Origin of the sequence: Hoeflea sp. AS16 (genome assembly GCF_038900095.1) — a bacterium.
Taxonomy (GTDB): domain Bacteria; phylum Pseudomonadota; class Alphaproteobacteria; order Rhizobiales; family Rhizobiaceae; genus Hoeflea.
On the sequence record NZ_JBBMQQ010000009.1, the window covers coordinates 165,944 to 179,236 of the forward strand.

General features: G+C 58.8%; 25 protein-coding genes and 1 pseudogene. All 26 read right to left on the reverse strand.

Annotated elements, in window-relative coordinates:
• Nucleotides 1-73: 73 nt before the first annotated feature.
• Entirely contained in the window at nucleotides 74-463 is a 390-nt protein-coding gene (gene rpsK, locus WNY80_RS19085; RefSeq protein ID WP_342869544.1) for a 30S ribosomal protein S11, read from the reverse strand.
• Nucleotides 464-604: 141 nt separating this feature from the next.
• Nucleotides 605-973 (reverse strand): 30S ribosomal protein S13, encoded by a 369-nt coding sequence (rpsM, locus tag WNY80_RS19090; protein ID WP_342889001.1) that lies wholly within the window; start codon nucleotides 971-973, stop codon nucleotides 605-607.
• A 348-nt stretch (nucleotides 974-1,321) separates the two neighbouring features.
• Nucleotides 1,322-1,906 carry an adenylate kinase gene (locus tag WNY80_RS19095; protein WP_342889002.1) on the reverse strand — a complete coding sequence of 195 codons (585 nt, stop codon included), beginning with the start codon at nucleotides 1,904-1,906 and terminating at the stop codon, nucleotides 1,322-1,324.
• Nucleotides 1,903-3,243, reverse strand: coding sequence for a preprotein translocase subunit SecY (gene secY / locus WNY80_RS19100; protein WP_342889003.1), 1,341 nt, complete (start codon nucleotides 3,241-3,243; stop codon nucleotides 1,903-1,905). Before secY ends, WNY80_RS19095 begins: the two co-directional genes overlap by 4 nt.
• A gap of 199 nt (nucleotides 3,244-3,442) precedes the next feature.
• Nucleotides 3,443-3,931, reverse strand: a complete 489-nt coding sequence (rplO, locus tag WNY80_RS19105; protein ID WP_342889004.1) for a 50S ribosomal protein L15 — start codon at nucleotides 3,929-3,931, stop codon at nucleotides 3,443-3,445.
• A 16-nt stretch (nucleotides 3,932-3,947) separates the two neighbouring features.
• Nucleotides 3,948-4,148 (reverse strand): 50S ribosomal protein L30, encoded by a 201-nt coding sequence (rpmD, locus tag WNY80_RS19110; RefSeq protein ID WP_269385494.1) that lies wholly within the window; start codon nucleotides 4,146-4,148, stop codon nucleotides 3,948-3,950.
• A gap of 38 nt (nucleotides 4,149-4,186) precedes the next feature.
• Nucleotides 4,187-4,747 carry a 30S ribosomal protein S5 gene (gene rpsE / locus WNY80_RS19115; protein ID WP_342889005.1) on the reverse strand — a complete coding sequence of 187 codons (561 nt, stop codon included), beginning with the start codon at nucleotides 4,745-4,747 and terminating at the stop codon, nucleotides 4,187-4,189.
• Nucleotides 4,748-4,792: 45 nt separating this feature from the next.
• Nucleotides 4,793-5,155, reverse strand: a complete 363-nt coding sequence (gene rplR / locus WNY80_RS19120; RefSeq protein WP_342889006.1) for a 50S ribosomal protein L18 — start codon at nucleotides 5,153-5,155, stop codon at nucleotides 4,793-4,795.
• 12 nt (nucleotides 5,156-5,167) lie between these two features.
• Nucleotides 5,168-5,701 (reverse strand): 50S ribosomal protein L6, encoded by a 534-nt coding sequence (gene rplF, locus WNY80_RS19125; protein WP_342889007.1) that lies wholly within the window; start codon nucleotides 5,699-5,701, stop codon nucleotides 5,168-5,170.
• A 38-nt stretch (nucleotides 5,702-5,739) separates the two neighbouring features.
• Entirely contained in the window at nucleotides 5,740-6,138 is a 399-nt protein-coding gene (gene rpsH / locus WNY80_RS19130) for a 30S ribosomal protein S8 (RefSeq protein WP_152009044.1), read from the reverse strand.
• A gap of 12 nt (nucleotides 6,139-6,150) precedes the next feature.
• Complete coding sequence (rpsN, locus tag WNY80_RS19135) at nucleotides 6,151-6,456, reverse strand: 30S ribosomal protein S14 (protein WP_152009045.1); 306 nt, start codon at nucleotides 6,454-6,456, stop codon at nucleotides 6,151-6,153.
• A 33-nt stretch (nucleotides 6,457-6,489) separates the two neighbouring features.
• A complete protein-coding gene (gene rplE / locus WNY80_RS19140; protein WP_342889008.1) occupies nucleotides 6,490-7,044 on the reverse strand; it encodes a 50S ribosomal protein L5 in 555 nt (184 codons plus the stop codon).
• Nucleotides 7,037-7,348: a 50S ribosomal protein L24 gene (gene rplX, locus WNY80_RS19145; RefSeq protein ID WP_342889009.1), complete on the reverse strand. Its 312-nt coding sequence runs from the start codon at nucleotides 7,346-7,348 to the stop codon at nucleotides 7,037-7,039. The genes rplE and rplX overlap by 8 nt, the downstream gene beginning before the upstream one ends.
• 11 nt (nucleotides 7,349-7,359) lie before the next feature.
• Complete coding sequence (gene rplN / locus WNY80_RS19150; protein WP_035528307.1) at nucleotides 7,360-7,728, reverse strand: 50S ribosomal protein L14; 369 nt, start codon at nucleotides 7,726-7,728, stop codon at nucleotides 7,360-7,362.
• Between the two features lie 236 nt (nucleotides 7,729-7,964).
• Nucleotides 7,965-8,204 carry a 30S ribosomal protein S17 gene (rpsQ, locus tag WNY80_RS19155; protein ID WP_342889010.1) on the reverse strand — a complete coding sequence of 80 codons (240 nt, stop codon included), beginning with the start codon at nucleotides 8,202-8,204 and terminating at the stop codon, nucleotides 7,965-7,967.
• A gap of 12 nt (nucleotides 8,205-8,216) precedes the next feature.
• Nucleotides 8,217-8,417, reverse strand: a complete 201-nt coding sequence (rpmC, locus tag WNY80_RS19160) for a 50S ribosomal protein L29 (protein ID WP_152009049.1) — start codon at nucleotides 8,415-8,417, stop codon at nucleotides 8,217-8,219.
• 11 nt (nucleotides 8,418-8,428) lie between these two features.
• The gene (rplP, locus tag WNY80_RS19165; RefSeq protein ID WP_097109094.1) at nucleotides 8,429-8,842 is read right to left on the reverse strand and encodes a 50S ribosomal protein L16; all 414 of its coding nucleotides are present in this window, start codon (nucleotides 8,840-8,842) and stop codon (nucleotides 8,429-8,431) included.
• Nucleotides 8,843-8,877: 35 nt separating this feature from the next.
• The gene (rpsC, locus tag WNY80_RS19170) at nucleotides 8,878-9,582 is read right to left on the reverse strand and encodes a 30S ribosomal protein S3 (protein ID WP_097109093.1); all 705 of its coding nucleotides are present in this window, start codon (nucleotides 9,580-9,582) and stop codon (nucleotides 8,878-8,880) included.
• Entirely contained in the window at nucleotides 9,582-9,971 is a 390-nt protein-coding gene (gene rplV, locus WNY80_RS19175) for a 50S ribosomal protein L22 (protein WP_269385500.1), read from the reverse strand. The genes rpsC and rplV overlap by 1 nt, the downstream gene beginning before the upstream one ends.
• A 2-nt stretch (nucleotides 9,972-9,973) precedes the next feature.
• On the reverse strand, nucleotides 9,974-10,252 hold the full coding sequence (gene rpsS, locus WNY80_RS19180) for a 30S ribosomal protein S19 (protein ID WP_035528290.1): 279 nt from the start codon (nucleotides 10,250-10,252) through the stop codon (nucleotides 9,974-9,976).
• 15 nt (nucleotides 10,253-10,267) lie between these two features.
• Nucleotides 10,268-11,104: a 50S ribosomal protein L2 gene (gene rplB, locus WNY80_RS19185; RefSeq protein ID WP_342889011.1), complete on the reverse strand. Its 837-nt coding sequence runs from the start codon at nucleotides 11,102-11,104 to the stop codon at nucleotides 10,268-10,270.
• 39 nt (nucleotides 11,105-11,143) lie between these two features.
• On the reverse strand, nucleotides 11,144-11,437 hold the full coding sequence (locus WNY80_RS19190) for a 50S ribosomal protein L23 (RefSeq protein WP_152009052.1): 294 nt from the start codon (nucleotides 11,435-11,437) through the stop codon (nucleotides 11,144-11,146).
• Nucleotides 11,434-12,054 carry a 50S ribosomal protein L4 gene (gene rplD / locus WNY80_RS19195; RefSeq protein ID WP_342889012.1) on the reverse strand — a complete coding sequence of 207 codons (621 nt, stop codon included), beginning with the start codon at nucleotides 12,052-12,054 and terminating at the stop codon, nucleotides 11,434-11,436. Before rplD ends, WNY80_RS19190 begins: the two co-directional genes overlap by 4 nt.
• A complete protein-coding gene (rplC, locus tag WNY80_RS19200; RefSeq protein WP_342889013.1) occupies nucleotides 12,054-12,758 on the reverse strand; it encodes a 50S ribosomal protein L3 in 705 nt (234 codons plus the stop codon). Before rplC ends, rplD begins: the two co-directional genes overlap by 1 nt.
• 78 nt (nucleotides 12,759-12,836) lie before the next feature.
• Complete coding sequence (rpsJ, locus tag WNY80_RS19205; protein WP_003547547.1) at nucleotides 12,837-13,145, reverse strand: 30S ribosomal protein S10; 309 nt, start codon at nucleotides 13,143-13,145, stop codon at nucleotides 12,837-12,839.
• 71 nt (nucleotides 13,146-13,216) lie between these two features.
• Nucleotides 13,217-13,293, reverse strand: a pseudogene (locus tag WNY80_RS19210) (elongation factor Tu); the annotation flags it as partial.

Here is a 13,293-nt window from a genome sequence, read left to right on the forward strand (position 1 = left end):
ATCGTGCGGCCAAGTGAGAAGAGGATGAAACGGGCGCAAGCAAAGCCTGGCCCGTCAAAACTCGCAAAATCGGTTAGACGCGGCGCTTCTTGCGCGGGCGGCAGCCATTGTGCGGAATCGGCGTCACATCACGGATCGAGGTAATGACCAGACCGGCAGCCTGCAGAGCGCGAAGCGCCGATTCACGACCCGAACCGGGGCCGCAAACTTCAACTTCGAGTGTCTTCATGCCGTGATCCTGCGCCTTCTTTGCAGCATCTTCAGCAGCCATCTGGGCGGCAAACGGTGTCGACTTACGCGAACCCTTGAAGCCCTTCGAACCGGCAGACGACCAGGAAATGGTATTTCCCTGCGCATCGGTGATGGTGATCATCGTGTTGTTGAAAGTCGAGTTGACGTGGGCAACGCCCGTCGAGATATTCTTGCGTTCGCGCCGTTTGACGCGTGCGGCTTCCTTAGCCATAATTTTTCCTTTCGAGATATCAGCACCGCCGTAGCACCAGCGGCTCCACCGGGATGAACCTGCCTTAGGACCGGAACCTCAAAGCGGTGGTTTGTGCAACCACCGCCATCGAGCCCAAGCCGCCGGACAGGCGAACCCCAATTACTTCTTCTTGCCTGCGATCGCCTTTGCCGGACCCTTGCGGGTGCGGGCATTGGTGTGGGTACGCTGACCGCGCACAGGCAGACCACGACGATGGCGCAGGCCGCGGTAGCAGCCAAGGTCCATCAGACGCTTGATGTTCATCGAATTCTCGCGGCGCAGATCGCCTTCGACCTGATAGTCACGGTCAATGGTTTCGCGGATCTGCAGCACTTCAGCATCCGAAAGCTGGTTGACGCGGCGATCGAGCGGAATACCGACCTTCTCGACGATCTGCTGGGCAAACTTGTTGCCGATGCCGTGGATGTAGGTCAGTGCGATGACGACGCGCTTGTTCGTCGGAATGTTAACGCCTGCTATGCGGGCCATTTGCTTCTCCATGTGGGCCGGGACAGATCTGATCTGGCCGGCGGGTTATCGTTGACCCGCGTCCGGTGGAGGCCGGCCCTTGCGGGGTAGTCTCTGACAAAACCGGACAAGTCCTCCAGGGAACAAAACCGGCTTCGATGAATATCCAACTCGACACACTAAAAGCGACCAGAGCCGCACCCTCAAGCCTTCGAGGAGACGCACCGGTCGCATGGATGTCGCGAGTTGGCTGCTCTTAGCTGAACGGACGGGCTTACGTCAACCTCTCCGGGGTCTTATTTTGCGCCAACCGCTCACTTGAAGGGCGGCACCGCCAAGCGGAACCGCCCATCAAACCAGTCTTTCAGATTACAAAGACGACAGAACCGCTTCGATCTCTTCGGTCACGGCATCGATCGAAAGCATGCCGTCCACCGTGCGCAGCGCTCCCTTGGCATAATAATAGCCGGTCAGCGGCGCGGTCTTCTTGTAGTACTCGCGCAGACGCTCCTCGAACACTTCGGGATTGTCATCCTTGCGCACCGGCTGGCCGGCGGCAGCTGCTTCCTCGGCACGCTTGACGATGCGGCCAACCAGGGCCTTGTCGTCAACCAGAAGCTCGATCACCGAATCAAGCTTCATGCCCTTTGCGTTGAGCATGGCTTCCACCGCGTCGGCCTGAACCAGTGTGCGCGGATAGCCATCTAGAATGAAACCACGGGCGCAGTCGGGTTCGTCAATGCGTTCGGAAACGATCGCATTGACGATATCGTCGGAGACCAACTCGCCCGCATCCATGACGGCCTTGGCGCGCTTGCCGACTTCCGTGCCGGCTTTCACCGCGGCGCGCAGCATGTCGCCGGTCGACAATTGCGGAATACCGTGTTTTTCGACCAGACGCTGCGCCTGTGTCCCCTTGCCCGCACCTGGCGGTCCCAAAAGAATAAGTCTCATCGTCCCTTCTTGCCTCCCCGAAGTTTGGACTTCTTGATCAACCCTTCATATTGCTGGGCGATCAGATGTCCCTGAATCTGCGCAACTGTGTCGAGCGTCACCGAGACGACGATCAAAAGCGACGTACCACCCAAATAGAACGGAACACCAGTCTGCGCGATTAGAAATTCGGGTAAGAGACAAACAAAAATCAGGTACATGGCGCCAATCACAGTGATTCGCGTCAGCACAAAGTCGATATATTCCGCAGTCCGCTCGCCCGGACGGATACCCGGGATAAAGCCGCCGTGACGCTTGAGATTGTCCGCTGTATCCTTCGGATTGAACACGATTGCCGTGTAGAAGAAGGCAAAGAAGCCGATCATCAGCGCATACAAAGCCATGTAGGCAGGCTGACCGTGACCGAGCGAGGCCAGCAGCGACGAGGCCCAGCCAGGCAGATCGGTGGTGTTGGCAAAGCCCGCGATCGTGGCCGGCAACAACAGCAGCGACGAGGCGAAGATCGGCGGAATGACGCCGGCGGTGTTGAGCTTGAGCGGCAGGTGCGAGGTATCGCCCTGGAACATGCGCGAACCGACCTGGCGCTTGGGATACTGGATCAGCAATTGCCGCTGGGCGCGCTCGATGAACACGATGAAGGCAATGACGCCGATGGCTACGACGATCACGGCAATGATCAGACCGGTCGACAGCGCTCCGGTACGGCCCAGTTCCAGGGTACCTGCGACAGCAGACGGCAAGGCAGCGACGATGCCGGCGAAGATGATCAACGAAATGCCGTTGCCGATACCGCGTGCGGTGATCTGCTCACCAAGCCACATCAGGAACATGGTGCCGCCGACAAGCGTGATGACGGTGGCAATACGGAAAAACCAGCCCGGATCGGTCACGATGCCGTTGCCTGATTCGAGCCCCACGGCGATGCCATAGGCCTGTACGGTTCCGAGCAGAACGGTGCCATAGCGGGTGTACTGATTGATGATCTTGCGGCCCTGCTCGCCCTCTTTCTTGAGTTGCTCAAGCGTGGGGACGACGGAGGTCATCAGCTGAATGATAATGGAGGCGGAAATGTAGGGCATGATGCCGAGGGCAAAAATCGCCATACGCGCGACCGCACCGCCAGAGAACATGTTGAACAGGCCAAGAATGCCGCCTGACTGCCCCTGGAAAGCCTGAGCGAATGCTTCCGGGTTGATGCCGGGAAGCGGAATGTAGGTGCCAAGCCGGTACACCAGAAGTGCGCCAAGCGTGAACCAGATCCGCTTTTTGAGATCTTCCGCCTTGGCGAAAGCTCCGAAGTTCAAATTGGAAGCGAGTTGTTCGGCTGCAGATGCCATTGCGTTCTCCGCGCGGCCCATCCGGCGCCTGATGAACCCGATCATCTCCGGAGGGTCTGAGTTGGTTTCACCGGACGTTGCGGCCTGACCGGATTACCCGTGCCTGGCGCCTGCCCCAGTCGCCGCAGCTTGGTGCGACGGCTGATCCCATATGGGATGAAAACCGCCCGATGTGAAGCACCGGGCGGTCAAAAACTTGTTATTCTTCGGTTGCCGCCGGAGCAGGAGCCGGAGCAAGAAGCTTGATCGTGCCACCGGCCTTCTCAACCTTCTCGATCGCGGTGCGTGATGCGCCTGCGACTTCGAGCTTCAGCTTGGCCTTCACATCGCCGTCGGCGAGAATGCGAACACCATCCTTGATGCGGCGGATCACGCCGGCAGCCTTGAGAGCTGCAGCATCAACGGTTGCCTTGCCGTCCAGCTTGCCCGCATCGATAGCGGTCTGGATACGGCCAACCGAAACGACGTTGAAGTCGCTTGAGAAGATGTTGTTGAAGCCGCGCTTGGGAAGACGACGGTAGATTGGCATCTGGCCGCCTTCAAAACCGTTGATGGCAACGCCTGAACGGGACTTCTGTCCCTTGACGCCACGACCGCCGGTCTTGCCCGAACCAGAACCGATACCGCGACCTACGCGCTTGCGGTTCTTGGTTGCACCTTCGTTGTCGGTGATCTCATTGAGTTTCATGACAGTTCACTCCCACTCACTTCTCGTCGACAACGCGCACGAGGTGGCTGACCGAGCGGATCATGCCACGAACGGACGGCGTGTCCTCGAGGGTCCGGACGCGGTGCATCTTGTTGAGGCCCAGGCCGATCAGCGTCTGACGCTGAACGTTTGGACGGCGAATCGGGCTGCCGATCTGTTCGACGGTGACCGTCTTGCCCTTTTTATTGTCAGCCATGGTCTTGGCTCCCTAATACGATAAAGGCGGACGCCCGATTACTCTTCGGCGCCGGCGGTAACACCGCGGCGTTCCTGGAGCGTGGAGTACTTCATGCCGCGCTGCGAGGCGATGTCCTTGGGGTGCATCTGGCTCTTGAGCGCGTCAAAAGTTGCGCGGATCATGTTGTACGGGTTCGACGAACCGGTCGACTTTGCAACAACGTCCTGCATTCCGAGCGTTTCGAAAACCGCACGCATCGGACCACCGGCGATGATGCCGGTACCGGGCTTGGCAGCGCGCAGAAGCACCTTGCCGGCACCATGACGGCCATGCACGTCGTGGTGCAGTGTCCGGCCGGAGCGCAGCGGCACGAAAATCAGATCGCGCTTGGCCGATTCTGTGGCCTTGCGGATTGCTTCCGGCACTTCGCGTGCCTTGCCGTGACCGAAGCCAACGCGGCCCTTCTGGTCTCCAACAACCACCAGGGCTGCGAAACCGAAGCGGCGGCCGCCCTTGACGACCTTGGCAACGCGGTTGATGTGTACGAGCTTGTCGACGAATTCGCTATCGCGCTCGTCGTCTCTACCGCGGTTATCGCGGCGACCTTCCTTGGCCATTGTCCTGTTCCTTATTCTTTTCCGGAATCAATCGGCTGGTTTTACTTAGAAGCTCAGACCGCCTTCGCGGGCTGCTTCGGCGAGGGCCTTGATGCGACCGTGATAGATGAATGCACCACGATCAAAGACCACTTCCGTCACGCCGGCCTTGACCGCACGTTCGGCAACGAGTTTTCCAACCGCAGCTGCGGCGGCAACATCAGCACCCGTCTTGAGGTCGGCGCGGAGGCCGGCGTCGAGAGTGGATGCAGCAGCAAGCGTGCGGCCTGCGGCGTCGTCGATAACCTGAACATAGATGTTCTTCGACGAGCGATGTACCGACAGGCGTGGACGGCCATTGGCCACCGCTTTGAGCTGGCGACGTACCCGATTGGAACGACGCGTAAGGGATTGTTTCCTGCTAGCCATTTCGCGTCTTCCTTACTTCTTCTTGCCTTCTTTGCGGACAATCCGCTCTTCAGCATATTTCACGCCCTTGCCCTTGTAGGGCTCGGGAGCCCGGTAGGCCCGGATCTCGGCAGCAACCTGGCCAATCACCTGCTTGTCGATGCCGGTGATGACGATTTCCGTCGGCTTCGGACAAGCAATGTTGACGCCCTTGGGCGGCTGATAAACGACATCATGGCTGAAGCCAAGTGCCAGCTGCAGGTTCTGACCCTGCATGGCCGCGCGGTAACCCACGCCATTGATTTCGAGCTTGCGCTCGTAGCCGTCCTTCACCCCGGTCAGGATGTTGGAAACCATGGTCCGCGACATGCCCCACTTGGAGCGTGCATCCTTGGAGTTATCCACGGGCGTGACCACAATCGCGTTGTCTTCAAGCTTGAGCGCGACTTCATCGTTTGCAACGAAGGACAGCTCACCCTTGGGACCCTTGGCGACCACTTTCTGACCGTCGATCGTCGCAGTGACGCCGGCGGGGACTGGGACGGGCTTTTTACCGATACGAGACATTGTTCAACCTGTCTGTTCGAGTTGGAGGTTCTGCGCGATCAGAAGATCGAGCAGAGAACCTCACCACCAACATTGTGCTCGCGCGCAACATGATCGGCCAACACACCCTTCGGAGTCGAAAGGATCGTGATGCCGAGACCGTTGGCGACCTGCGGAATGGACTTAACGGAGACGTATACGCGACGGCCCGGCTTGGAAACGCGTGCAATCTCGCGGATCACAGGTGCGCCTTCATGGTACTTGAGCTCGATGCTCAATTCGGACTTGCCGTTGTCGTATGCAACTTCGGTATATCCGCGGATATAGCCTTCGGCCTGCAGCACATCGAGCACGCGGGCGCGCAGCTTGGAAGCAGGAGTCGACACCGACGACTTACGGCGTGCAACGCCGTTGCGGATGCGGGTGAGCATATCACCCAGAGGATCAGTCATTGCCATATTGCGTGCTCCTTACCAGCTCGACTTGACCAGGCCCGGCACCTTGGCCAGCGACCCGAGTTCACGCAATGCGATACGCGACATGCCCAGCTTGCGGTAGAACGCACGCGGACGGCCGGTAACTTCGCAACGATTGCGAACGCGAATCTTTGACCCGTTGCGCGGCATTTCGGCCAGCTTCAGGGTTGCACGGAAGCGTTCCTCGATAGGAAGCTCCTGATTTTGTGTGATCGCCTTGAGTGCGGCGCGCTTTGAGGCGTCGCGTGCGACCAGCTTGCGGCGGCGCTTGTTCTTTTCGATTGCGCTGACTTTCGCCATGATCAGATATCCTTTTTACGAATGCCGTTACGATTACTGACGGAAAGGGAAGTTGAACTCTTTCAAAAGAGCCCGTGCTTCGTCGTCCGTCGGTGCCGTCGTACAAACGATGATGTCCATGCCCCAGATCTGATCAACCTTGTCGTAGTTGACCTCCGGAAACACGATGTGCTCCTTGATGCCCATGGCGAAGTTGCCACGGCCGTCAAAGCTCTTCGGGTTCAGGCCGCGAAAGTCACGAACGCGCGGAAGCGCGATGGTGATCAGACGGTCCATGAATTCAAACATGCGGTTGCCGCGCAGCGTCACCTTGGCGCCGATTGGCATCTGCTCACGAAGCTTGAAGCCTGCGATCGAATTGCGGGCGCGGGTGATGACCGGCTTCTGGCCGGCGATCGCTGCAAGATCCTCAGCCGCAATGGCAGGTTTCTTGGAATCGGCAGTCGCCTCACCAACACCCATGTTGATGACGATCTTGTCCATGCGCGGGATCTGCATTTCGTTTGCGTAGGCAAACTGTTCCTGCATCGCCTTGCGAATACGCTCGACATAATCCTTCTTGAGCCGTGGCTCGTACTTATCAGCCATCGATGACCACTCCCGAACGCTTTGCAACGCGCACCTTCTTCTCGCCCTCGACGCGGAAGCCGACGCGGGTCGGCTTGCCGTCCTTCGGGTCGGCAATCGCCAGGTTGGAAAGGTGAAGCGAAGCTTCCTTGTTGATAATGCCGGCTTCCTGGGTCTGGGTCTGGCGCTGGTGGCGCTTGACCATGTTCAGACCACGGACAACCGCACGGTCTTCCTTCGGCATCACAGCAAGAACTTCGCCAGTACGGCCCTTGTCCTTGCCGGTCAGAACGACGACCTTGTCGCCTTTGCGGATCTTTTGCATCGGTTCGTTCCTTACAGCACTTCGGGAGCCAGGGAGATGATCTTCATGTGGCTCTTGGCGCGCAATTCGCGCGGAACCGGTCCGAAGATACGAGTGCCGATCGGCTCTTTCTTGTTGTCGATCAGCACGGCTGCGTTCCGGTCGAACCGGATCACGCTGCCGTCGGCGCGACGAATGTCCTTGGCTGTACGAACGACAACCGCCTTCATCACATCACCCTTCTTGACGCGGCCGCGCGGAATGGCCTCCTTGATCGAGACGACAATGATGTCGCCGATGGAAGCATATTTCCGCTTGGAACCGCCCAGAACCTTGATGCACATGACACGACGCGCGCCGGAATTATCCGCGACGTCGAGGTTTGTCTGCATCTGAATCATATCAGGCCGCCTTCTTGTTGTTACCGGCACGGTTGGGCACAAAGGCCCCCTATGCCAGCTTAGGAATCAATTCTTTTTTGCGCGGGAAGGATATTGCCAAGGTGGTTTCCCGTAAGGGACCTTCCATGCGCTGAAAGCAGAAGAACGCCCGTTTTTCGGGGCGTTCTGCGCCAATGGCCTGCTTCATACAGGATTCTCGGCAAGGTGCAAGTGCCCTCGCCTCAAAACCTCTTCATTCAAGCTTCGGCAGTCGCGACGACAGTCCAACGCTTGTCCTTGGAAATGGGCGCACATTCCTGGATGGAAACCTCGTCGCCCACCTTGTACTGATTGTTTTCGTCGTGTGCCTTGTAGTTCTTGGTACGACGAACAATCTTCCGCATGACCGGATGCGCGAAACGGCGTTCCACCCGGACCACTACGGTCTTCTCGTTCTTGTCACTGACAACAGTGCCCTGCAGAATGCGTTTTGGCATTTTCTTCGGTCCTTAGGCCTTGGATTCGGCCGCCTTCTGGCGGGCAATAGTCTTGATCCGAGCGATATCGCGGCGAACTTGCTGTACGCGCGATGTCTTTTCGAGCTGGCCAGTAGCGCCCTGGAAACGCAGATTGAACTGCTCTTTCTTCAGCTTGGCAAGCTCATCATTGAGTTGGTCGACGCTCAAGGCGCGAACATCAGCGGCTTTCATGATCCGTCTCCTTACTCTGCGATGCGCTGTACGAAGCGGGTCTTGACCGAAAGCTTGGCTGCGCCGAGACGCAGTGCTTCACGGGCGAGTTCCTCGCTGACACCGTCAATTTCGAACATGATCCGGCCGGGCTTGACCTTTGCAGCCCAGTAATCAACCGAACCCTTGCCCTTACCCATGCGGACTTCCGTCGGCTTGGAGGTAACAGGCACATCCGGGAAGATGCGGATCCACACACGACCGGCACGCTTCATGTGACGCGTGATGGCACGGCGGGCTGCTTCGATCTGGCGCGCGTTAACGCGGTCAGGCTCTTGTGCCTTCAAGCCGTAGGAACCGAAATTCAAGTCCGAGCCGCCCTTGGCGACACCCTTGATGCGGCCCTTGAACTGCTTGCGGTACTTTGTACGCTTTGGCTGCAACATTGTTTAATTCTCCGAATTATCTGCCTGGCGCAAAATCAGGCGTTTTCGCGCCGGCGATTGCCGCCAGAAGCGTCGCCTTCAGTGGCGCGACGTTCAGACGCCATAGGATCATGCTCAAGAATTTCGCCCTTGAAGATCCAGACCTTGACACCGCAAATGCCGTAAGCCGTCTTTGCTTCGGCTGTGCCGTAATCGATATCGGCACGCAGCGTGTGAAGCGGAACCCGGCCCTCACGGTACCATTCGGTACGCGCGATTTCCGCGCCGCCAAGACGGCCGCCGCAGGTGATCTTGATGCCTTCGGCGCCAAGACGCATGGCCGACTGGACCGAACGCTTCATGGCACGACGAAACGCGATGCGGCGCTCGAGCTGCTGGGCGATCGACTGGGCAACCAGGGTTGCGTCAACTTCCGGCTTGCGCACTTCAACGATGTTGAGGTGTGTTTCCGAGTTGGTCATCTCCGAGAGCTTGCGGCGCAGCTTTTCGATGTCTGCACCCTTCTTGCCGATGATCAGGCCAGGACGTGCAGCATGAATGGTCACGCGGCACTTCTTGTGCGGACGTTCGATGACAACCTTGGAGATGCCGGCCTGCTTGAGTTCGGCCAGAAGATACTTGCGGATCTTCAGGTCTTCGTGAAGCAGCTTGCCGTATTCGGCATTGTCGGCGAACCAACGGCTGTCCCAGGTACGGTTAATGCCGAGGCGGAAACCGATTGGATTGATTTTCTGACCCATTAGGCGGCCTCCCCTTTGGCTTCCACTTCACGCACCACGATGGTCAGGTGAGCGAATGGCTTCTCGATACGCGAAGAGCGACCGCGACCGCGAGCATGAAAGCGCTTCATGACGATGGACTTGCCGACATATGCCTCGGCAACGACCAGCGAATCAACGTCGAGATCATGATTGTTCTCGGCGTTTGCGATCGCTGATTCAAGCGTCTTCTTGACGGTTGAAGCGATGCGCTTGCGCGAAAACTCAAGCTCGGCCAGCGCCTTGTCAACCTTCTTGCCGCGAATAAGGGCTGCGACCAGGTTGAGCTTCTGCGGGCTGATACGAATGGTGCGGGCGACTGCCTGCGCTTCGTTGGTCTTGAGCCGGCGTTCGGTTTTTGCCTTGCCCATGGTTACTTCCTCTTCGCTTTCTTGTCGGCGCCGTGGCCATAATAGGTCCGCGTCGGGGAGTATTCGCCAAACTTCTGACCAACCATGTCTTCGGACACGTTGACAGGAATGTGCTTGCTTCCGTTGTAGACGCCGAACGTCAAGCCGACAAACTGCGGCATGATGGTGGAGCGGCGGCTCCAGGTTTTAATCACTTCATTGCGGCCGCCTTCGCGAACCTTCTCAGCCTTCTTGAGAAGATAGCCGTCAACAAACGGACCTTTCCAAACTGAACGAGCCATTGGAGACTTCCTCTCTTACTTCTTGCGCTGATGACGCGAGCGCATGATGAACTTGTCGGTCGACTTGTTCGAGCGCGTGCGCTTGCCCTTGGTCGGCTTGCCCCATGGGCTGACCGGATGACGACCGCCGGATGTACGGCCTTCGCCGCCGCCGTGCGGGTGATCGACGGGGTTCATCGCAACACCGCGGACATGCGGGCGCTTGCCCTTCCAGCGGGAGCGGCCAGCCTTACCGTCGTTGATGTTGAGGTGATCCGGGTTGGAAACCGCACCGACCGTTGCAAGGCAAGTGCCCTGCACCAGGCGCTGTTCACCCGAATTGAGACGCAGGATCGCCATGCCCTGGTCGCGACCGACCAGCTGGGCGTATCCACCGGCCGAACGGGCCACCTGGCCGCCCTTGGCAGGCTTCATCTCGATGTTGTGGATGATCGTGCCGACCGGCATGAACTGAAGCGGCATGCAATTGCCCGGCTTCACGTCCACGGCCTTGTCCGACGAAATCACCTTGTCGCCAGCAGCCAGACGCTGCGGAGCGAGAATGTATGACTTTTCGCCATCGGCGTAAGTGATCAGCGCGATGAATGCGGTCCGGTTCGGATCGTATTCCATACGCTCGACGGTGGCTTCAACATCGAACTTGCGACGCTTGAAATCGACCATGCGGTAGGTGCGCTTGTGACCGCCACCGATCGACTGTGCGGTAACACGGCCGTGGTTGTTGCGGCCACCCTTGCTGTGGAGACCCTGGGTCAGCGACTTGACCGGCTTTCCGCGATGAAGACCCGAACGATCAACGATGACCAGCTGACGCTGGCTCGGGGTCGTCGGATTGTAACTTTTCAGTGCCATTTTCCTGTTCCCTTTTGGGGGCTAGTTTCCGCCCGGCCCTTACAGACCGGTGGAGACGTCAATCGACTGACCTTCGGCAAGCGTAACATACGCCTTTTTCACATCGGTCTGGCGACCGGCGATGCCACGGAAGCGCTTGGTCTTGCCCTTGCGCACCAGCGTGTTGACAGCCGTTACCTTGACACCGAACAGCGCTTCAACAGCAGCCTTGATTTCTGGCTTGGAAGCACGTCGGGCAACATTGAAGACAACCTGGTTCTGATCGGACACCAGCGTCGACTTTTCGGTGATCGCCGGAGAGACGATCACATCATAGTGGCGAAGATCCGTCATTTGAAGCGCTCCTCCAGAGCAGCAACCGCGTCCTTCGACAAGACCAGCTTGCCGCGACGCAGGATGTCGTAGACATTGATACCCTGGACCGGCAGAACGTCCACGTTCGGGATGTTCTTGGCCGCAAGGCGGAAATTCTGGTCCAGCTCGGCGCCGCCGATGAACAGGGCATTGGTCAGGCCCAGCTTCGAGAGCGAACCGGTCAGTGCCTTGGTCTTGGCTTCGGCTGCGGTCAGGTTGTCGACAACGATGATGTCGGAAGCCTGGGCCTTGGCCGAGAGCGCATGACGCAGAGCCAGTGCGCGAACCTTCTTGGGAAGGTCATGTGCATGGCTGCGAAGTACCGGACCGTGAGCCCGGCCACCGCCGCGGAACTGCGGAGCGCTTGCAGCGTGGTGACGGGCGCGGCCCGTACCCTTCTGCTTGAACATCTTGGCACCGGTGCGGGCGACTTCGGAACGGCCGAGGGTCTTGTGACCGCCCTGCTGCTTCTTGGCCAGCTGCCAGCGCACGATGCGCTGGATCAGATCCTGGCGCGGGTCGAGACCGAAGATCGCGTCGGAAAGAGAAATCTTTCCTGCGGCCTTGCCCTCAAGTGTGGTGACGGTGAGATCCATTATTCGGCTCCCTCATTCGATACGTTGGCTGCAGCGCGGAGCGCGGCAGGAATAGGCGCATCAGCCGGGATGCCGGACTTGACGGCGTCGCGAACGACGATCCAGGTTCCCTTGGAGCCCGGTACCGCGCCCTTGATCAGGATCAGGCCGCGTTCGGCATCGGTCGAAACAATTTCGAGGTTCTGCGTAGTGACGCGGGTCTGGCCCATGTGACCAGCCATCTTCTTGCCCTTCCAGACCTTGCCCGGATCCTGGTTGGAACCGGTCGAGCCGTGCGAACGGTGCGAAACCGAAACACCATGGGTAGCGCGAAGACCGCCAAAGCCGTGGCGCTTCATGGCGCCGGCAAAGCCCTTACCCTGGGTGATACCGGAGACATCGACCAACTGACCTGGAACGAAGTGCTCGGCCGTGATCTCGGCGCCGACATCGATCAAGTTGTCCGAACTCACGCGGAACTCGACCAGCTTGGCCTTGGGCTCGACATTGGCGATGGCGAAGTTGCCGCGCATTGCCTTGGACGTATTCTTTACCTTGGCCACGCCGGCTCCGAGCTGAACAGCAGTGTAGCCGTTCTTCTCTTCCGTACGCTGGGCCACCACCTGGCAGTTTTCCAACCGCAGGACGGTTACGGGGACATGCTCGCCGGCGTCATTGTAGACCCGCGTCATTCCCAATTTTTGTGCAATCACACCTGAACGCATCGGTTCATTCCTCTTGAGATGAGCCTGTCGGGGCCTTGCCCCTTCATGCCTCGTTCCCTGTCTTTAAGGCCCAGGGCCTTAAAGCTTGATTTCCACATCGACGCCCGCGGCGAGATCCAGCTTCATAAGCGCATCTACGGTCTGCGGTGTCGGATCAACAATATCGAGAAGACGCTTATGAGTGCGCATTTCGAACTGCTCGCGGCTCTTCTTGTCGATGTGCGGCGACCTGTTGACAGTGAATTTTTCGATCCGTGTCGGCAGCGGCACCGGGCCACGTACGCTTGCGCCGGTCCGCTTTGCCGTCGACACGATTTCACGCGTGGAGGCGTCAAGGATCCGGTGGTCAAACGCCTTGAGGCGGATGCGGATGTTCTGGCCGTTCATTCGACTTGTCCTTGCTTGTGTGAGAACCGCATGGCCCGGAAATTCCGGACCATGCGCCCTGACCCAGTTTGTTACTCGATGATCGAAGCGACGATGCCGGCGCCGACGGTGCGGCCGCCTTCGCGGATGGCGAAGCGGAGCTTCTCTT